The sequence below is a fragment of the Neorhizobium galegae genome (assembly GCF_017877055.1).
GTDB classification, from domain to species: domain Bacteria; phylum Pseudomonadota; class Alphaproteobacteria; order Rhizobiales; family Rhizobiaceae; genus Neorhizobium; species Neorhizobium galegae_D.
Window position 1 is genome coordinate 1,154,335 of record NZ_JAGIPG010000002.1, and the last position, 16,973, is coordinate 1,171,307.

Sequence of the window (16,973 nt, forward strand, 5' to 3'; positions counted from 1 at the left end):
TGATGCGAGGAGTGCCAGAGATAGGGGGCGCTTGCGCGCGAGGCAAGCGGGTTGCTTCCGGAATGCTTAGCCGAGGGCGGCCTGCAATGAAGGTTGGGGAATGTCGCGCCCCATGTCCCGCGCCGCCTCGATCCAGCTTTCGATCGCATCCTGGACGTTGGAAAGGGCTTCTTGCGGCGTCTCGCCATCGCTCATGCAGCCTGGAAGATCCGGCACGGTCGCCAGGAAACCGCCGCCATCTTCGGCAGAAAGCGGAGAGACCAGAACGGGATATCGTAATGGACTCATGAGAAAGTCCTCACAGCGTCGATAAATTGCACAAGTTTTCGAATGTATACTGGCTTGATCGGTCGTTTGAAAGGCACGGTCAGGATTTCGCGCATCATAGGATGGCTGACCTTGTAGTGAGAGCTTCCGGATCGCGGCAATGCACAGGAAATACCGAACTCCTCGCAGACTGCCGCAATCTCTTCAATTCGCCAGTCCGCTCGCGGGTTGGCGCGCGTTTGTTCCAGACGCTTGCTCACCTCTCTGCCCCACTACGCCACCCGATCACATCATCCTATTTCCCGTTCTGGTAGGTGGTCAATCGCGTAACCATCTCATAGTTTCCCGCGCTCCGAGCCATATTGGATGGGAAATGACATGATGAAAACCTGGTCGCTCGCAGCGCTCGCCCTCGTTTCCGCCCTGCCGGCCCATGCGCTGGATGCCCGAATCGTGAGGCAGCTCGACGCGCTAGCCCCGGATGAACGGCGCGAGCAGCGCTGCGATATCGAGGCGATGGATCGCATCAAGCAGGACAACAAGGGCGAGTTCAAGCCGGACAAGGTGATTGCCTATACGTTCGGCGATCCGATCGAGGCCGGCAATGCCATTCGGGCGCCGGGGGCTGTGTTCCGCAGCGCCGGCGACTGGTATCGGCTCAAATACAGATGCGAGACCGGTGACGAAGGGCTGAAAGTCATGTCCTTCGACTACAAGATCGGCTCGAAGGTCCCGAGGGAAGAGTGGGACAAGTATTACCTCTACGAATGAGCGCTCCGTTCGGCCTTCGGTCGTATCGCCGAGACTGAAATAACCCGATGCGCTGCCGTCATCCCGGCAGGTTGGGCACGGTCTTGCGGTCCGGGAAGAGCTCGTTGAGCACGGTCATCATGATCAGCGAAAGGGGCAGGGCGAGCATGGCGCCCACCGCTCCCCACATCCAGGTCCAGAACAGGATGGCGATGAACACGATGAAGGGATTGATCTCCCATTGCCGGCCCATGATCGCCGGGAAGAGCAGGTTTTCCATGGCGAGATGCACGGTGAAGAAGATGATCGCCGGAATGAGGCCGAGGAGCAGGGCGTCATGGGTGAGAATGCCGGCAATCGCCACCGAGATCGTCATCAGTGTGATGCCGAGGAAGGGAATGAAGCTCGAAACGAAGGCGAACATACCCCAGAGCACTGGCATGGAAAGCCCGCCGAAATAGGCAATCAGCGTCATCACCACGCCGAGCCCCAGATAGAGGAGGCTGGCCGTCGCGAAATAATAGCCGAGCACCTCGTCGATCGAATTGAGCACCCGGATTGCCATCAGCCTCTGCCGGCGTGTCGGAAAGGCGAGGATGATCGTGCGCCGCAGCCGCACCCGGCCGTAGAGAAACAGCAGCAGGGCCGCAAAGAAGATCATCCCCTGGATGATCGCCGGCGTCAGGTTGGCGGTGACGATGCCGAGAATATTGCCGGAATTTTCGATCAGCGACTGCATCGACATCGGCCCGGTCTCGAAGGTCGCGGGCGAGACGTTGATCCACTGCTGGCTTTCGAGGAAGGGCTTGATGCGGTTGATGGTCCGCTCGATGAAACTCGGACCTTCCCGCAGCAGCGTCGCGACCGGCTCGGCGAGCGAATTGGCGATCAGGAACAGGACCGCGAAGACGAGCGTCGACAGGATGAGAGCGATGCCGAAGCGCGGCACGCCGGCCTGGCTCAGCCGATCCGCGACGAGCCCGAGGATCAGTCCGACGACGACCGCGAGCGTGACCGGGATCAGGATCAGCGACATGTAATGGACCAGCGAGAGGAACACGATCGCGAAAATGCCGATCACCGCCCAGGCCATCGCCACGTCGAGCGCTTCGCGTCCAAGCGGCAGGTTCTCGGTCGATTCGATATCCTCGGGACGCAAGGCCGTTTCGCCTCGGGGTTGTGCGGCCAGGCCGATCGGATGTCTTTTCGGCTTGCTGCCGTTGCGCGCGCTCATGATCGCCATATGTCCAGAGGTCCCCGTGATGCCTCTTAACGCAAAAGCGGCGCTCCGGTTCCGGGGCGCCGCTTGTCCGCAAAACGGGGTGGATCAGGCTCAGGCGGCGAGCGTCAGGCCGATGCCCCAGGGATCCTTGAGCGACCAGCCTTCGGCTGTCTTCGTCGTGGCGATCTCCTGGGTATCGAGCGCCGTCAGCGCCGTATCCAGCGCCGCCTTGTCGTTGAAGCGCACCGTGTAATCCGAAAGCCCGGTCATATTGTCTTCGCGCACTCGGGCGCCGCGGCTGTTCCAGATATTGGCCGCGATATGGTGGTGGTAGTCGCCGGTCGCAAAGAAGCTGGCGCCCGGATAGCGCGCCATGATCTTCAGGCCCAGCACGTCGCGATAGAAGGCGTCGGCCTGCGGGATATCGCCGACCTGCAGGTGGATGTGGCCGACGGCCGTGCCGTCCGCCATGCCGTCGAAAGCCTGCTTCGGCGCGCTGCTGTAGAGTTCCTGCAGGTTCAGGCGTTCGGTCGCCATGGCGACCGTGCCGTCCGGCTGGTAGGCCCATTCCTGCGGTGTGCGGTCGCGATAGATCTCGATGCCGTTGCCCTCGGGGTCGGAGAGATAGATCGCCTCGCTGACCAGGTGGTCGGACGCGCCGTCCAGCCTGACGTTGTTGCGAGCCGCATGGGCAAGCCAATGGGCGAGTTCCTGCCGGTTGGGGACCAGGAAGGCGGTGTGGAACAGGCCGGCGGCATTGCGCGGCGCGCGGGTCACGTTGTTGCCGGTCGAAAGCGTCAGGAGCGGCAGTCCATCGACGCCCAGCACCTCGCCGCTCGGGCTCTTTTCGATAACCTTCAGGCCGATGATGTTCTGGTAGAAACCGGAAACCAGGGCGAGGTCGCCGACAACAAGATGCGCGCCGCGGACATGGGCGGGACGGGTCAGGGCAAAAGGCTGCGTTACATCGGACATATCAAATCCTTTCGGGCGTCGGGCGGCTGAAACACCCTGTTGCAACCTATATGGCCCACAGCCATCGTTCACGATAGAGCGCAAAACGGCGATTGATCGTCTCCAGAATGTAGACGATCAAGAGGCGACTTGACCTTGATCAAGGCGGGTGGGAACAGCCAGAGCTACAATAAACGAAAAGCATGAAGGAGGTTGCATGTACAAGAAGATCATCGTCGCAGTGGATGTCTCCGCCTTGGAAAAGGGCGAGCGCATCCTGCTCACCGCCTCGAACCTGCTCGACAAGGACGGCACGATCCTGATCGTCAACGTGGTCGAGGACATGCCCGCTTATCTCGTCTCCGACCTGACCGTCGATCTGATCGTGGCAGCCCGTCAGGATGCCGAACGGCAGCTCGTCGAGCTTCGCCAGAAGGCCGGCATCGAGGCCGATATCGAGATCCGCCAGGGCTCGCCGGCGCGAGAAATCCTGGCAGCCTCGGTGGATCAGGACGCGGATCTGATCATCGTCGCCTCGCATATCCCGGACCTGTCGAACTATCTGATCGGCGCCACCGCCGACCGCGTCGTGCGCCACGCCACGTGCTCGGTCCTCGTCGACCGCTGAGAAGGAACGGATCCATGGATACGGCAAGATATGACAGTATTCTGAGGGCGAGAAAGGCGGAGCTGGAAAACCGCCTGAGGCGCATCGAAGAGGATTTCGTCACGCCCCGCAATCCTGACGACGACGACCGCGCCGTCGAACGCAACAATGACGAGGTGCTGGAAGAGTTCGGCGAAACCGGCGAACGGGAGCTTGCGGCAGTCGATGCGGCACTTCACCGCATTGCCGCCGGCACGTTCGGAATTTGCGCCAGATGCGGCCAGCCGATCGCTGAAAAGCGCCTGGATGCCGTGCCGCACACCCCGCTTTGTCAGACCTGCGCCGGCGAGGTGTCGGACGAAGTTTAACGCGGGAAACGGAATGTGAATCCTCCCTCTCTTGCCTTCCGCCCTGGCCATGCTCATTCTTAAGACCGAGGAAGGCGGAAGGTCGGATGAACGAGTTCGTCAATTTCGGGCGCAAGTACGATTTTCACGAGATCGTCGCGGATGGCATCATCCACGGCGTCGGTATCGTGTTTGCGCTGGTCGGCGCCACCGCCCTGATCTTCTACGCCACCGTCTGGTCCAGCCACGGCGAGATCGCCGCCGCCTGGATCTACGGGCTCGGTCTGATCATCTGCCTGTCGATCTCGTTCACCTACAATATCTGGCCTCACTCGCGCACCAAATGGGTGCTGCGGCGGCTCGACCATTCGGCGATCTTCATCCTGATAGCCGCCACCTACACGCCCTTTCTGCAGCGCGGCGCGCACGACCCGTGGATATTCGCCATGCTCCTGGCGATCTGGGCGACCGCCATCTTCGGCATTACGCTGAAATGCCTGTTTCCCGGCCGTTACGACAAGCTGGCCATCCTTCTCTATCTCGCCATGGGCTGGAGCGGCGTGATGGTGGCCGGGTCGATTTCGCAATATCTGCCCCCCGTCACCATCTGGCTGATCGTCATCGGCGGCTTCATTTATTCGCTGGGCGTGATCTTCCACGTCTGGGAGCGGCTGCGTTTCCAGAACGCCATCTGGCACGGTTTCGTGGTCGCCGCCGCCGCCGTCCACTACGGCGCGGTGATGACCTGCTTCAGCCTCTCCGGCGGTTTCTGACTGTCGCCTGCCCGTGGGCTACCTGGCGCAGCCGACCGGTTTCAGGCTGGCGACCATGCGCTTGACGATCACGTCGTAGGCCTTGAGGTCTTGGCTGCGGTATTCGAGCATCACGAAGGCCGCCGCCTCGTTGCAGAGCTGCACTCCGCGCACATATAGAACGCGGTTTCCCCTGGCCCCCGAATAGCTCGTCCAATCCATCTCGACCCGCGAATAGGAAATCTGCCAGCCGTCGTCGATCGCCTGCACGATGCGGTTCGAGGCTTCGCCCTCGAAGGCGATGTCGATAAGGTTGGTGCCGAAGACGAGGATGCGGTCGCCATTGGCACCGGTGAACGTCCGCCCGTCGTCATTGTCCGGCGCAGGTCCCATCTTGAAACCCGGCGGCACCTCGACGCGATAACCGAAGCGGGCATTGCTGTAGCTCTGCCATTCGGCAGCGGACACCGGGGACACGACGATCAGCCATGCCATAACCATCAGCAAATACCGCATTCCGCCCCTCCCGCACTCGCCCCGGTGAGGCTATCAGAAGAGACGCATGCCAACAATCTGGACTCGCCGCGCCTGCGTCTGTTATAGTGGACGAAATAACATCATGATGGACGATGCAACATGACCGAACCCCTTATCCGCGACGCCACCGAAGCCGATCTCCCTGTCATCATGGAGATCTACAACGACGCGGTCGCCAACACGACGGCGATCTGGAACGAGGCTCTGGTCGATCTCCAGAACCGCAGAGAATGGTTCTCCGCCCGCAAGTCGCGCGGCTTTCCGGTTCTGGTGGCGGATGCCGGCGGCAAGGTCGCAGGTTACGCCTCCTACGGCGACTGGCGCGCCTTCGACGGTTTCCGCCACACGGTCGAGCACTCCGTCTACGTCCACCGCGATTTCCGCGGCGGCGGCATCGGCGGGCTGCTGATGCAGGAGCTGATAACCCGCGCCGCCTCGAACGGCATCCACGTCATGGTCGCCTGCATCGAGGCCGGAAACACCGCCTCGATCGGCCTCCACGAGAAGCTGGGCTTCCGCACCGCAGGCACGTTTTCCGAGGTCGGCACCAAGTTCGGCCGCTGGCTGGATCTGACCTGCATGGAGCTCAAGGTTACGGGGTGACTTTGACAACGGCCATCGGCCCCGCGGAGGAACATTGCCATGGCCAGCGACGACAATCTCGGAAGACATCTCGAAGACTATGTCGATGAATTGGTGAATGCCGGACGTTACGATTCGCGTGACGATGTCCTGCGGGAAGGCCTCCGGCTGCTGTAGATCAAGGAACGGCGACGCGTGGAGCTTGAGGCTGCGTTCCCTCCGATATCCGCTTTTGCCCGGACATGAGCAGAGCAAAATCCGCCGAATACCCCATGGCAACCACCTGATCTTCCACCACGTTCTGGATGAACGGATTTACATCCTGCACATTCTCAACGGCGCCCAGGACTACGAAGCCATTCTCTTCCCCGACGGATGATCCTCAGCTCCGCTGCAGCGCCAGATGCGCGCCGAGCCCCACCAGCAGCGCCCCACCGGCCCTCTGCATCAGCCGTTGCGCGCCGCTCGATCGCTTCAGCCGGGTGATCACCGCGCCGGCCAGCAGCACGCAGACGATATCGGCCGAGGAGAACATCAGGTTGACGATCGTCCCGAGGATGACGAACTGCAGCCAGATGGGGAAGGCCGCGGACGCATCGATGAACTGCGGCAGGAAGGCAAGGAAGAAGATCGCCGTCTTCGGGTTCAGCACCTCGACCGTGATGCTCTCGAAAAACGCCCGCCGGCCGGATTTCTGGGCGATCTCCGGAAGCTCGACATCGCCCGCCGCCCTGGCGCGAAACAGCGAGATGCCGAGCCAGACGAGATAGGCCGCCCCCGCGAGCTTCACGACCAGGTAGAGCATCGGCACCGCATGGAAGAGCACCGAAAGCCCGGCCGCAGCGGCAAACACATGCGCATAACCGCCGATATGGATGCCGAGCGAGGCCATCAGGCCCGACCACCGCCCGCGCGCCAGCGTCTGAGCCGCGGCATAGAGCATGGCCGGGCCGGGGATGTAGGCGAACACCGCTGTGGTGGCGAGGAAGGCGAGAAACAGCTCGGTCGAGGGCATATCTTGTTCCTTCAAGTGAAGCACCGGCATCATTGCCGCAGGCGGCCTCCGGCTGCAAGTCACTCGGCACGGTCTTTCGAGCCGGCATCTTCATCGCCATAGATGGCGCGAACGACTTCCAGCCGATCCCCGAAAGTTTCGAAACACTTCGACCGGCGCCGAAGCATTCGTCCGCCGCGTTCACCTAGAACGAGCGCATCGAAACGCGAACAGCCAGGCCGACCTCATGCCGAGCACCCCGAATATGACGAAAGAACTCGCGCTGCTCCTGGCGCTTTCGACGCTCTGGGGAGCCTCCTATACCTTCATCAAGATCGGCGTCGAGACCATCCCCCCGGTCACGCTGATCGCGCTGCGCACACTTATTGCCGGAATGGCGCTGCTGGCCGTCATCGGCTGGCGCGGCCTGAAACTGCCCCGCGATGCGGCCACCTGGGCACGCTTCCTGTTCCAGGCCTGCCTCAACAGCGCCGTTCCTTTCACGCTGATCGCCTGGGCGGAACAATCAACCGATGCGGGACTGGCCGCGATCCTCAATTCCACCACGCCGATCTTCGCCTTTCTGATCACCGCGCTGATCACCCGCCACGAACCGGTGACGGTGCGAAAACTGTTCGGCGTCGGCGCCGGGCTCATCGGCATCTGCCTCGTCATCGGCGTGCAGGCGCTGTCGGGCCTCGGCGAGGGACTGATGGCCCAGCTCGCAATCGTGCTGGCGACCGTTTGTTATGCGGGTGCTGCGATTTTCGGCAGGAACTTCAAGGGTCTCGACCCGATCATGCCGGCGGCGGGCTCGCTCGTCTGTGGCGCCGCACTGCTCATCCCGGCAAGCCTCATCATCGACAAGCCCTGGACGCTCGCGCCTTCGTTGGGTTCGATCCTTGCGTTGGTGGCGCTCTCGATCTTTTCGACTGCGCTCGCCTTCGTCATCTATTTCCGGCTGATGCAGACGCTCGGTTCGGTCGGCGCGACGTCGCAGGCCTATCTGCGCGTGCCGGTCGGGGTGGCGATCGGCGCCGTTTTCCTTGGCGAAAGCCTGAATTCGAGCGCATGGGCCGGTCTCGTCTGTGTTGTCGCGGGGGTTGCCGCCATGACCCTGCCGGCGCGGCGAAAGTTAGCTGCGGCGTGATGTCGTGGCCATCAATCCTGCGTTGGCTCGCCGGGCGTCTGGCGGGATAGATGGGCCTCGACGGCGAGGTTCAGTTCCCGCAGCAGGCCGGCAAGCTGTGCCTTCTTTTCCGGATCGAAGCCCGCGATGGCTTCCGCCTCGCTCGCCATGTCCTGCCGGAACGCAGCCTCCGCCCGCCCGGCGCCTTCGTCCGTCAGCTGCACCGCCAGGCTGCGGCCGTCGTTGTCGGATGGCACGCGCTTGATCAGGCCGGCCTTTTCCAGCCGGCCCAGCCGGTGGGTGAGGCTGCCGGAGGCGATCATCAGCGACCGGTAGAGCTCCGTCGGCGTCAGCCGATGGGGCGGCCCGGCGCGCAGAAGGGTCGCCACAACGTCGAATTCCCCGCGGTCGAGCTGGAAGGAGGCGAATGTCGCCTCGATCGACGGCGTCACCAGCCGCGACACGCGGTAGATGCGGCCGAGAATCTCCATCGGCCCCGTATCGAGATCCGGCAATTGTTTGGCCCACTGGCCTCGCGCCCGATCGATGTGATCCTGCATCTTTCGTTCTTCCGTCATTCCGATTCTCCGTCTCGATGAAACTATCTTGACATGAAGATAAATTGGGAGCAAATATCTTCACATGAAGATAAATAGGTGAGGAACCGACCATGCCTTCGATCGCCGCAAGAAAGCTTTTTGAAATTCCGCTGATCGTGCAGATGCTTGCCTGTTCCTTCCTGTGGGGAGGCGCCTTCATTCTGCTCAAGGTGGCGGGCACGGCGCTGTCGCCGCTGGCCCTGACGGCGGTGAGAGGGCTGATGGGCGGCAGCCTGATCGCGGTCTGGATGATCGTCTCTGGCCACAACATTCTCCCGCGCGGACGGGAAATGCGCGACTGGGTCGTCCTTGGTTTCCTGCAGGGCGTCGTGCCGAACAGCCTGACGGCCTATGCACTGACGGAAATTTCGGCGGGCCTGACCTCGATGATCCAGGCCGCTACGCCGCTCGTCGTCGCGGTTCTGGCGCAGGCGTTGTTTGCGAGCGAACGGCTGACGCCGAAAGTGGCGCTGGGGCTTGCAACCGGCTTCGGCGGCATGGTCCTGCTCATCGGTCCGGCAGCGTTCGGTGCCGACAGCGTCAGCCTCCGCGGCGTCGGCGCCGTGGCCATCGTCGCGGTCAGCTATGCGCTCGGCAATCTTTATGTGCGTGGCATTCCAGGTGCTCAGCCGGTCCGGCTGGCGCTGGGGCAGCAGCTGTTTTCCGGCCTGCCGACCTTTGCCGTGATGATCACTCTCGGTGGTTTTTCGGCCTTCTCTCCGGCGCTCGACAACCTGCCGCTGCTTCTCGTCCTCGGCGTGTTCGGCACGGCCCTGCCGATCGTTCTCTATATGAACATCCTCAAGAAGGCAGGCCCGACCATCGGTTCGATGAACGGCTATTTCCTGCCGCCCTGGACGATCGTCCTCGGTTTTGTCCTGCTGGGCGAACCGGTTAGCCTCAGAGAGATCATCGCGACCGCGATCGTGCTTGCCGGTGTCGCGATCGTGTCGCTGAAGACGGAAATTCTTGTCAGCGCCCGCGGCAGGCTTGCCGCCGTCCTTCGCCCGCACCGCAGCGGCAGGATCGCCTGAGCAGGTAGCCTGAGCCAGTGAGCCCGAGCCCAGGAGTTTGACGAAAGGCCCGGCATCCCGGGCCTTTTCATTGCCTCGGCAGCACCGATGCGACAAACGCTTCCAGGCTCCTGCGCACATGCGCATCGATCGGCCCCATGGGATTGAACCCCCACCAGAGAAGACAGCCCTGCCACTGCGAGGCCATCAGCATGCCGATATTGTCCGGCGTGCCGGGCGTCGCTGCAAAACAGGCGGTGATCGCGCTGGAGATGACCTTGCCCCAGGCGCTGCCGCGGGCACGCAGGCGCGGATCGCGAAAATCCTCCCGCAACATCAGCAGGCCCTCGGCATAGGCGTCGATGCCGCCATAGTCACCGGAAAGCGCGACGAGAATGTCCACGGCACCTTGCGGCGTTTTCGGCGCGGCAGCGATCGCCGCTTCCGTCTTGGCATCGAGATCGTCCCAGGCAAACAGCAGGGCGGCGCGCGCGAGTTCTTCCTTGTTCCTGAAGCGCTGCACCAGCGTCGAGCCGGAAAGGCCGCAGGCGGCCGCAAGCGACGCGAAGGTCAGCGCCTCCGGGCCTTTTTCGTGCATCATCTTCAGCGCTGCCGCCAGTACGTCGTTGTCCGGCATGGTTTTTGGTCGCGCCATCTTGTCTCTCGTATTATAAACGAATAAACGTTTATATATTGCCTCCATTTGGAAAGCCAGTTCTAACCATACCGAACCGGAAGGGAAGGAGCCGTCATGTCGCACGTGTGCAAAACGCCGCTGGAGGGGAAAATCGCGCTTGTGGCGGGAGCGACGCGCGGTGCCGGGCGGGGTATCGCGGTGGAGCTCGGCGCGGCCGGAGCCACGGTTTATGTCACCGGCCGCACGACGCGGCAGAAGCAGTCGGAATACGCCCGGCCGGAGACGATCGAGGACACCGCCGACCTGGTGACGGAGGCTGGCGGCACGGGCGTCGCGGTGCCGCTCGATCATCTCGTTTCGGAGGATGTCGCAGCCCTCGTCGGGCGCATCCGTCACGAGCAGGGCGGGCTCGACATCCTCGTCAACGACATCTGGGGCGGAGAGCGACTTTTCGAGTGGGACAAACCGGTCTGGGAGCACGACCTCGAAAAGGGCCTGCGCATGCTGCGTCTGGCGATCGACACGCATCTGATCACCGCTCATCATGCCCTGAAGCTGATGGTCGAAAAGCCGGGCGGCCTGCTGGTCGAGGTCACCGACGGCACAGCCGAATACAATGCCGAACACTACCGCCTCTCGCCCTTCTACGATCTTTGCAAGACCGCGATCACCCGGCTCGCCTGGGCGCATGGCAAGGATCTGGAAAAGGTCGGCAGCACCTCCGTGTCGATCACACCCGGCTGGCTGCGCTCCGAAATGATGCTCGATATCTATCAGGTGACCGAGGAGAACTGGCGGGACGCGCTCGTCGCCCAGCCGCATTTCTGCATTTCCGAAACCCCGCGCTTCATCGGACGGGCCGTGGCAGCCCTTGCCGCCGATCCGGACCGGGCACGCTGGAACGGCCAGTCGCTGTCGAGCGGCGGTCTCGCCAAGGTCTACGAGTTCGATGACATAGACGGTTCGCGGCCGGATTGCTGGCGCTACATGAAAGAGGTTCAGGAGCCTGGCAAGCCGGCCGACGCCGCCGGCTATCGCTGATCAGCCACCCATCGCCGCTCTCCCGGTCGCAATCCGCTCGGCCTCGTCGCGCAGGTCGAGCGTGATCAGGGTGCCGTCGCGGATGGCGCGTTTCAAGGCATCCTTCCGCTCCGGCGCGACGCGGATCTCGCCCGTCTCGAAAAGCACCTGCAACCGGCTGCGCGAGAGCGGCAATTCCGCCGCCAGCAGCCTGTCGAGCCGCAGGCCGGTCGGGTAGGGCTGGGCGAGAGTGATCGCGATCCGCCGCCAATCGGCGTCGCAGCGCAGTATCGTCCTGCGCATGTCGATGCCGTCGCTTTCCTCGATGCGGCTCGCCCGGGCTTTCAGCGCCTGCGCGTCGAATTCGATGCGGGAAACGAAGTCCGGCGTGCTCGCCTGCATCGCCTCGAGCACTGCAGGATCGATCGCCCGGACATTTTGCCGCTCGAAGATCGGCCGGTTCCAGGTACCGTCGCAATAGAGGCATTTGTAGATGAGCCACGCATCGAGCCGCTTGCCATTGGCGTTGAGGCGGATGCGGCCGCTGGAACGGAATGGTCTCGATACCCCGCAGCCGCTGCAGGCAAGGATCGGCCGGGGTGGAGTTTTAGGGGTTGCAGTCCATTCGAGATGGAGGATGTCGCACATGCCGTTTTGATCTTCCGGTCAGGAAGTTCATGCGGGAAACGGCACTCAAGAAGCCCTCTTGGGGCGCGCACGGCGTGGCGAAGGTCCGGACTGTGGGAAGGGAGCGTCGGAAGCAGGGCGACGGAGGCCGCACTGGCACGATCAATGCCAAACCGGTCTCAAGCCGCCACCCGATGAACAGTGTTCCCACGCGGACAAGCGCCATCGCTCTTCCGAATGGGAGGGTGAACCTGTCGAGACCGGGGATTACTTGGGCAAACTGAACCTCAAAGGCGGACGCTCTTCGACGGAAAGGGATAATCATGCCAAAATCGAAGTCAAGATTTTTTGGACGTCGCGCCGGTCTGTTCTGATCTATATGCCGTTCTGACCTATATGAAGCGAAACCAGTCGTTCAGCGAGGATCGAACCATGGACATCAAACGCAGCGGATCGCGGCCTTCGCAGGCTCCGCCACAATATTTCACCGGCACCGTCCGGTTGGATCCGATCGTCGAGGCGCCGGAGCCGGCCCGGGTCCGCGCCCTTTCGGTCACCTTCGAACCCGGCGCCCGTACCGACTGGCACACCCATCCGCTCGGCCAGACGCTGATCGTCACGGCCGGCGCCGGCTTGGCGCAGGTCTGGGGCGAGAAGGTACGGGCCATCCGGCCCGGCGACGTGATCTGGTTCCCGCCCGGCGAAAAACACTGGCACGGCGCCTCGGCGACCACCGCCATGACCCATATCGCTATCCAGGAAGCGCTGAACGGCAGCACGGCGGAGTGGCTGGGACCCGTCACCAACCTGCAATATTCGAGCGAGATTGTGCAGGACTGAGGTTCGCGCCGTTTAAATTTTCGGCCTCGGGGATCCGGACCGCGCTTTGGTCATCGAATGGCAATCCTTGTGGCGGAAGCTTGGGATCATTCAGCCGAGAGGAGCCGCCATGTCAGACATTACCCGTATTTCCAACCACTATCTGACCGCCGACGTCTCCTCGCTCGGTTCCGAGATGCAGGCGCTGACTGCGGCCGACGGCCGCTCCTTCCTGTGGAGCGGCGATGCCGCCTTCTGGAACGGCCGCTCCCCGGTTCTGTTTCCGATGGTCGGCAAGGCGCCGGAAAACCGCATCAGCGTCGACGGCAAGTCTTACGAGATGGGCCAGCACGGTTTTGCCCGCCGCAGCGAATTTACGCTCGCCGCGTCGAGCGGGACCATGTGCCGCTACGAGCTCGCCGCCTCGGATGCGACGCGCGCCGTCTATCCGTTCGAATTCCTGCTGGCAGTCGAGCACTCGCTCGATGGCCGCACGCTGACGGTCGCGGCCGAAGTCGAGAACCGCGCTCAGAAACCGATGCCCTTCGGCCTCGGCTTCCACCCGGCCTTCGTCTGGCCGATCCCCGGTGCGGTGGGCAAGGCCCACACCATCACCCTCGACAACGGCGCCGAACCGGCTCTTACCCGGCTCGAAGGCGGTCTGGTAAAGCCGGAAAAACTTGCCTCTCCCTTCAAGGCTGGCAGCCTGACGCTCGACCATGCGATGTTCGAAGCGGATGCCATGATCTTCCCGGAAGGGGCGGGTGAGGGGCTGACCTATGCCGCCGACGGTGGCCCCGCCCTGAAATTTTCCTTCGAGAACCTGCCGAACCTGGCGCTCTGGCAGAAACCCGGCGCCCCCTTCATCTGCATCGAGCCCTGGCACGGCACGGCGGCCGAACTCGGAGGTTCGGACGACCTGGCGAAACGTCCTTACGGCATGGTCCTTGCGGCTGGGCAAAAGGCCCGCTTCGCCTTCACGGTGGAATTGCCGGTCTAGCGTTCAGGGCTATCCCGGCTTCCCGCAGCCCCACATTCGGTCTATGGTTGCCACCGGCATTCCCGGGTGCAACTGCCGCTCGGGATCATTGTCTACGACAAGGACCCGACCTGACTTCAGGCGGTCCCGCGAGAGCTGGGGGGAGAGCATGGCCGCGTCGCTTCGCATAAACCACCTGTCCATCATGGTCCGCGATCTCACCCGCAGTGCTGATTTCTATCAGAAGGTCCTGCGCCTGCCGGAAATCGAGTGCAAGGCACGCAAGCCGAACATCCGCTGGTTCGGCATCGGCGACGACCAGTCGATCCACCTGATCGAAGGCGATTTCGGCCACACCTACGTCACCATGTCGACGCATCTCTGCATCGCCGTGACCGACCTCGACGGCACGGTCGCCCACATCGCCGCAACCGGCACCAGATATGGGGATCTGGCGAGAAACGAGGGCAGGATCTACACGCGTGCCGATGGCGTGCGGTCGATCTACCTGCAGGATCCTGACGGCTACTGGCTGGAGATCAGCGAGGATTATTGATCGCAAAATTCAGTCGTAAAACGATCGCCCTGACCGGGATTTGGCGATACTCAGCCGTCTCCTGCCAAAGGCGAATGCCATGAGGCTGCAGCTCAAGATTGGCGCAAGGCTCGGGTGCTTCTCTTCGTTGAATATTTTCGAGGAGAATAATCATGACCACTATTGCATCCACATCCTATTATAACGCCGCCACTCGACATGCCGGTTCCAATGGCGCCGGTCTTGCCAAGGCCGACGATCCCTATGGGGACGCCGTCGCGGATCAGGGATCGGGGAGCCGGGCCGGCAAGGCTTCGGCCGCCACCGACAGCGGCGCTTCGACGGCGACGATCAGCTTCATGGGCAAGGTCGTCAACGCGATCGTTCTCGACCGTTCGAACCTCAAGGCGATCAACGTTGCCGAATTGCCGGAAGATCAGTACCAGCAATTCATGGAGGTAACGCGGAACGGCATAGAGGCGAACAAGAAGTACCTCGAAAGCCAGTATACCGAACGGACCTTCCCGGATTATTCGAACGATCCGCGCATGAAGACCTATGCGACGATTACCATCGCCGGCAGGGTCGTCGCGACCATCGACAATCAGGGTGTCGTGACGACGGCAAGCGACGCGCTGGGCGAGCGCGTCAGCAAACTGCTCAAGGACGGTTTGGCCGGCGAGGCCAATGTCCCCGGCGGTCCGGCAAGTGCGCAATTCAGGGCCGAGAAGATCGCCGAATTGCTGGGCGGCCGGATCGTCAAGGCATCCACCGCGATGACGCAGAGGCAGTATAATGCCATGCCGCCATTCGAAGGACCGACGATCACGATCGACTACGAAGGCATGAAGAACGCCCCCTTGTCCGCACAGATCGACCGCATGATCGAGAATTATGCGGAGACCGAACAAAAACGGGCGGAATATCTGTCTCGACAGCAGGGGATGACGGCTTAAGTTCCCGGATGCTGAAACGAGGCAGGATCCGGACGGCTACTGTCACTCTCGATCTATATGAAGGTGGGGCGCCCAAGTTTAGCAGCAAGATCCGGGGCGCTGAAAGAATCACTTAGCGTCTGTCGCAAAAGTCGCTCGCAAAATTCGAAATCATGCGACCGACTTCTGTGCCAGGAGTATTCTACATTTTCAGCCAGGAGCCGGTAGCCCCCGCCCTTACTTCATCGCCTCGAAATCCATCGCATGGCCGTTGATGCAGTAGCGCAGGCCGGTCGGCGGCGGGCCGTCCGGGAAGACGTGGCCGAGATGGCCGCCGCAATTGCTGCAGCGGACTTCGGTGCGCACCATGCCATGCGAGGTGTCGCGGATTTCGATGATCGCCTCCGGATTCACCGCCTCGAAATAGCTCGGCCAGCCGCAGCCGGAATCGAACTTGGTGTCGGAGACGAACAGCGGCTCGTGGCAGGCGGCGCAGCTGTAGAGACCCTTTTCATGGCTGTTCCAGAAGGGGCCGGTAAAGGCGCGTTCGGTGCCGGCCTGCCGCAGGATGCGGTACTGCTCAGGCGTCAAGAGCGCGCGCCATTCTGCATCGGTCTTCTGGATTTTCGGGGTGATGACATCGGACATCGCAAGGTTCCTTTCGTTTCCCCATAGATAGGCATCGAGGCGGCGGAGGAAAAGTCCACGGTGAGAGAGCAGATGCCGGCATGACCGCTTACGGCCCAAACCGGCCATGAATGATTTCGCCTTCATGGCCGGCGGATTTCATCCCTTTGTTCAAGCAGGGTTCATGGCAGCGAAGATGCTGTCATAGGTACCGTCCCGTTCGGCCCAGCGGCGCGCGTGATCGCGTTCGAGTAGAAGTTCGCCGCGGGGGTGGCAGCCCCGTTCGAGCATCGTCATCACCTCGGAGGTATAGGTGGCCAGGGACATCGCGCGGGGGTCTGCGGCCTGCGCGGCACCGGTCAGTTCGGTCTGCACGTAGGGCGGCGACAATTCGAGCACATCGACCGACGTCCTGCGCAATTGGTGACGTAGTGATGTCAGCCACGAATGCAGAAAGGACTTGGTAGCGCAATAGGTAGGGAAATCGGCGCGAGGCAGGAAAGCCAGCGCCGAACTCGTTGCCATGACGGTCGATGCCGGCTGCTGCTTCAGGAGCGGCAGAAAGGCGCCGACGACGCGCAACACGCCGATGATATTGGTCTGTACCATCGCCTCCGCGTCGGCGGTATCCCAATCCTCGGCCGTCATGTCCTCTATGCGGGAAATACCCGCATTGGCGATAAGCACGTTCAGGCGGGGAAATCGATCGTGCACTGCGCTTGCCATGGATGCGAGGGAACCGGCGTCATCCAGATCGAGATGGAACCCTGTGATGCCGGGCCGTGCACGGGTAATCTCGCCGAGCATATTTTGCCGCCGCCCGGTGATGATGACGCGGTTGCCGCGGTCATGAAACGCTTCGGCGAGCGCGCGGCCAATGCCGCTCGTGCCTCCGGTTATCAGGACGGTATTGTCGGTCATTTTCATTTGTGAACCCTTCCAAGGTGTTTTAGGGAAAGGCCACGGCATGATCGTCAGGAATGCAGTGCAATGCTTCACCCCGCCCGGAGCGGACGATGAAGACAGGGCTGCAGATTACGA

25 protein-coding genes are annotated in these 16,973 nt (G+C 62.3%); 14 read left to right on the forward strand and 11 right to left on the reverse strand.

The window, feature by feature from the left end:
- Positions 1-66 precede the first annotated feature (66 nt).
- Both J2857_RS15975 and J2857_RS15980 read right to left on the reverse strand, forming a co-directional pair.
- Positions 67-288, reverse strand: a complete 222-nt coding sequence (locus J2857_RS15975) for a type II toxin-antitoxin system HicB family antitoxin (protein ID WP_210011085.1) — start codon at positions 286-288, stop codon at positions 67-69.
- On the reverse strand, positions 285-527 hold the full coding sequence (locus J2857_RS15980) for a type II toxin-antitoxin system HicA family toxin (protein ID WP_210011086.1): 243 nt from the start codon (positions 525-527) through the stop codon (positions 285-287). The genes J2857_RS15975 and J2857_RS15980 overlap by 4 nt, the downstream gene beginning before the upstream one ends.
- Positions 528-645: 118 nt before the next feature.
- Here J2857_RS15980 and J2857_RS15985 point away from each other — a divergent pair, with 118 nt between their 5' ends.
- Complete coding sequence (locus tag J2857_RS15985; RefSeq protein WP_152564390.1) at positions 646-1,038, forward strand: DUF930 domain-containing protein; 393 nt, start codon at positions 646-648, stop codon at positions 1,036-1,038.
- A gap of 58 nt (positions 1,039-1,096) precedes the next feature.
- Here the strand turns inward: J2857_RS15985 and J2857_RS15990 are convergent, their stop codons facing one another.
- Positions 1,097-2,251 carry an AI-2E family transporter gene (locus J2857_RS15990; protein ID WP_373426726.1) on the reverse strand — a complete coding sequence of 385 codons (1,155 nt, stop codon included), beginning with the start codon at positions 2,249-2,251 and terminating at the stop codon, positions 1,097-1,099.
- Positions 2,252-2,350: 99 nt separating this feature from the next.
- Complete coding sequence (locus J2857_RS15995; RefSeq protein ID WP_210011088.1) at positions 2,351-3,214, reverse strand: VOC family protein; 864 nt, start codon at positions 3,212-3,214, stop codon at positions 2,351-2,353.
- Between the two features lie 196 nt (positions 3,215-3,410).
- On the opposite strand from J2857_RS15995, the gene J2857_RS16000 reads away from it, so the two are divergent.
- The 3 genes from J2857_RS16000 (at position 3,411) to trhA (ending at position 4,920) form a co-directional block, all read left to right on the forward strand.
- Entirely contained in the window at positions 3,411-3,821 is a 411-nt protein-coding gene (locus J2857_RS16000; RefSeq protein WP_210011089.1) for a universal stress protein, read from the forward strand.
- A 14-nt stretch (positions 3,822-3,835) separates the two neighbouring features.
- Positions 3,836-4,168 carry a TraR/DksA family transcriptional regulator gene (locus J2857_RS16005; protein ID WP_210011090.1) on the forward strand — a complete coding sequence of 111 codons (333 nt, stop codon included), beginning with the start codon at positions 3,836-3,838 and terminating at the stop codon, positions 4,166-4,168.
- Between the two features lie 86 nt (positions 4,169-4,254).
- Entirely contained in the window at positions 4,255-4,920 is a 666-nt protein-coding gene (trhA, locus tag J2857_RS16010; protein WP_210011091.1) for a PAQR family membrane homeostasis protein TrhA, read from the forward strand.
- 18 nt (positions 4,921-4,938) lie between these two features.
- Here trhA and J2857_RS16015 read toward each other — a convergent pair whose 3' ends face one another.
- Positions 4,939-5,415: a hypothetical protein gene (locus tag J2857_RS16015; RefSeq protein ID WP_210011092.1), complete on the reverse strand. Its 477-nt coding sequence runs from the start codon at positions 5,413-5,415 to the stop codon at positions 4,939-4,941.
- Between the two features lie 120 nt (positions 5,416-5,535).
- On the opposite strand from J2857_RS16015, the gene J2857_RS16020 reads away from it, so the two are divergent.
- From J2857_RS16020 to J2857_RS16025, 3 genes are read left to right on the forward strand one after another with little or no spacing between them, the layout of a single operon-like run.
- Positions 5,536-6,039, forward strand: a complete 504-nt coding sequence (locus J2857_RS16020) for a GNAT family N-acetyltransferase (RefSeq protein WP_210011093.1) — start codon at positions 5,536-5,538, stop codon at positions 6,037-6,039.
- A 39-nt stretch (positions 6,040-6,078) separates the two neighbouring features.
- Positions 6,079-6,195 carry a ribbon-helix-helix domain-containing protein gene (locus J2857_RS30970; protein ID WP_245363378.1) on the forward strand — a complete coding sequence of 39 codons (117 nt, stop codon included), beginning with the start codon at positions 6,079-6,081 and terminating at the stop codon, positions 6,193-6,195.
- Positions 6,164-6,397, forward strand: coding sequence for a type II toxin-antitoxin system RelE/ParE family toxin (locus J2857_RS16025; protein WP_245363519.1), 234 nt, complete (start codon positions 6,164-6,166; stop codon positions 6,395-6,397). Before J2857_RS30970 ends, J2857_RS16025 begins: the two co-directional genes overlap by 32 nt.
- Positions 6,398-6,400: 3 nt before the next feature.
- On the opposite strand, the gene J2857_RS16030 is transcribed toward J2857_RS16025, so the two are convergent.
- On the reverse strand, positions 6,401-7,033 hold the full coding sequence (locus J2857_RS16030; RefSeq protein ID WP_210011095.1) for a LysE family translocator: 633 nt from the start codon (positions 7,031-7,033) through the stop codon (positions 6,401-6,403).
- Positions 7,034-7,277: 244 nt separating this feature from the next.
- Between J2857_RS16030 and J2857_RS16035 the strand changes: the two genes are divergently transcribed.
- Positions 7,278-8,162: a DMT family transporter gene (locus J2857_RS16035; protein WP_432420157.1), complete on the forward strand. Its 885-nt coding sequence runs from the start codon at positions 7,278-7,280 to the stop codon at positions 8,160-8,162.
- An 11-nt stretch (positions 8,163-8,173) separates the two neighbouring features.
- On the opposite strand, the gene J2857_RS16040 is transcribed toward J2857_RS16035, so the two are convergent.
- Entirely contained in the window at positions 8,174-8,719 is a 546-nt protein-coding gene (locus J2857_RS16040) for a MarR family winged helix-turn-helix transcriptional regulator (RefSeq protein ID WP_210011097.1), read from the reverse strand.
- A gap of 92 nt (positions 8,720-8,811) precedes the next feature.
- Here J2857_RS16040 and J2857_RS16045 point away from each other — a divergent pair, with 92 nt between their 5' ends.
- Positions 8,812-9,774 (forward strand): DMT family transporter, encoded by a 963-nt coding sequence (locus J2857_RS16045; RefSeq protein WP_210011098.1) that lies wholly within the window; start codon positions 8,812-8,814, stop codon positions 9,772-9,774.
- 67 nt (positions 9,775-9,841) lie between these two features.
- Here J2857_RS16045 and J2857_RS16050 read toward each other — a convergent pair whose 3' ends face one another.
- Entirely contained in the window at positions 9,842-10,408 is a 567-nt protein-coding gene (locus J2857_RS16050; RefSeq protein WP_210011099.1) for a TetR/AcrR family transcriptional regulator, read from the reverse strand.
- A 96-nt stretch (positions 10,409-10,504) separates the two neighbouring features.
- Here J2857_RS16050 and J2857_RS16055 point away from each other — a divergent pair, with 96 nt between their 5' ends.
- A complete protein-coding gene (locus J2857_RS16055) occupies positions 10,505-11,431 on the forward strand; it encodes an SDR family oxidoreductase (RefSeq protein ID WP_210011100.1) in 927 nt (308 codons plus the stop codon).
- On the opposite strand, the gene J2857_RS16060 is transcribed toward J2857_RS16055, so the two are convergent.
- The gene (locus tag J2857_RS16060; RefSeq protein ID WP_210011101.1) at positions 11,432-12,058 is read right to left on the reverse strand and encodes a DUF1062 domain-containing protein; all 627 of its coding nucleotides are present in this window, start codon (positions 12,056-12,058) and stop codon (positions 11,432-11,434) included.
- Positions 12,059-12,469: 411 nt separating this feature from the next.
- On the opposite strand from J2857_RS16060, the gene J2857_RS16065 reads away from it, so the two are divergent.
- The 4 genes from J2857_RS16065 (at position 12,470) to J2857_RS16080 (ending at position 15,326) form a co-directional block, all read left to right on the forward strand.
- On the forward strand, positions 12,470-12,877 hold the full coding sequence (locus tag J2857_RS16065) for a (R)-mandelonitrile lyase (RefSeq protein WP_210011102.1): 408 nt from the start codon (positions 12,470-12,472) through the stop codon (positions 12,875-12,877).
- Positions 12,878-12,986: 109 nt separating this feature from the next.
- Positions 12,987-13,856 carry an aldose 1-epimerase family protein gene (locus tag J2857_RS16070; RefSeq protein ID WP_210011103.1) on the forward strand — a complete coding sequence of 290 codons (870 nt, stop codon included), beginning with the start codon at positions 12,987-12,989 and terminating at the stop codon, positions 13,854-13,856.
- A 148-nt stretch (positions 13,857-14,004) separates the two neighbouring features.
- The gene (locus J2857_RS16075) at positions 14,005-14,391 is read left to right on the forward strand and encodes a VOC family protein (RefSeq protein WP_210011104.1); all 387 of its coding nucleotides are present in this window, start codon (positions 14,005-14,007) and stop codon (positions 14,389-14,391) included.
- 152 nt (positions 14,392-14,543) lie between these two features.
- The gene (locus tag J2857_RS16080; protein WP_210011105.1) at positions 14,544-15,326 is read left to right on the forward strand and encodes a hypothetical protein; all 783 of its coding nucleotides are present in this window, start codon (positions 14,544-14,546) and stop codon (positions 15,324-15,326) included.
- 216 nt (positions 15,327-15,542) lie between these two features.
- Here the strand turns inward: J2857_RS16080 and msrB are convergent, their stop codons facing one another.
- Positions 15,543-15,953 (reverse strand): peptide-methionine (R)-S-oxide reductase MsrB, encoded by a 411-nt coding sequence (gene msrB / locus J2857_RS16085; RefSeq protein ID WP_210011106.1) that lies wholly within the window; start codon positions 15,951-15,953, stop codon positions 15,543-15,545.
- A gap of 150 nt (positions 15,954-16,103) precedes the next feature.
- Positions 16,104-16,859, reverse strand: a complete 756-nt coding sequence (locus J2857_RS16090; RefSeq protein ID WP_210011107.1) for an SDR family oxidoreductase — start codon at positions 16,857-16,859, stop codon at positions 16,104-16,106.
- Between the last annotated feature and the right edge of the window lie 114 nt (positions 16,860-16,973).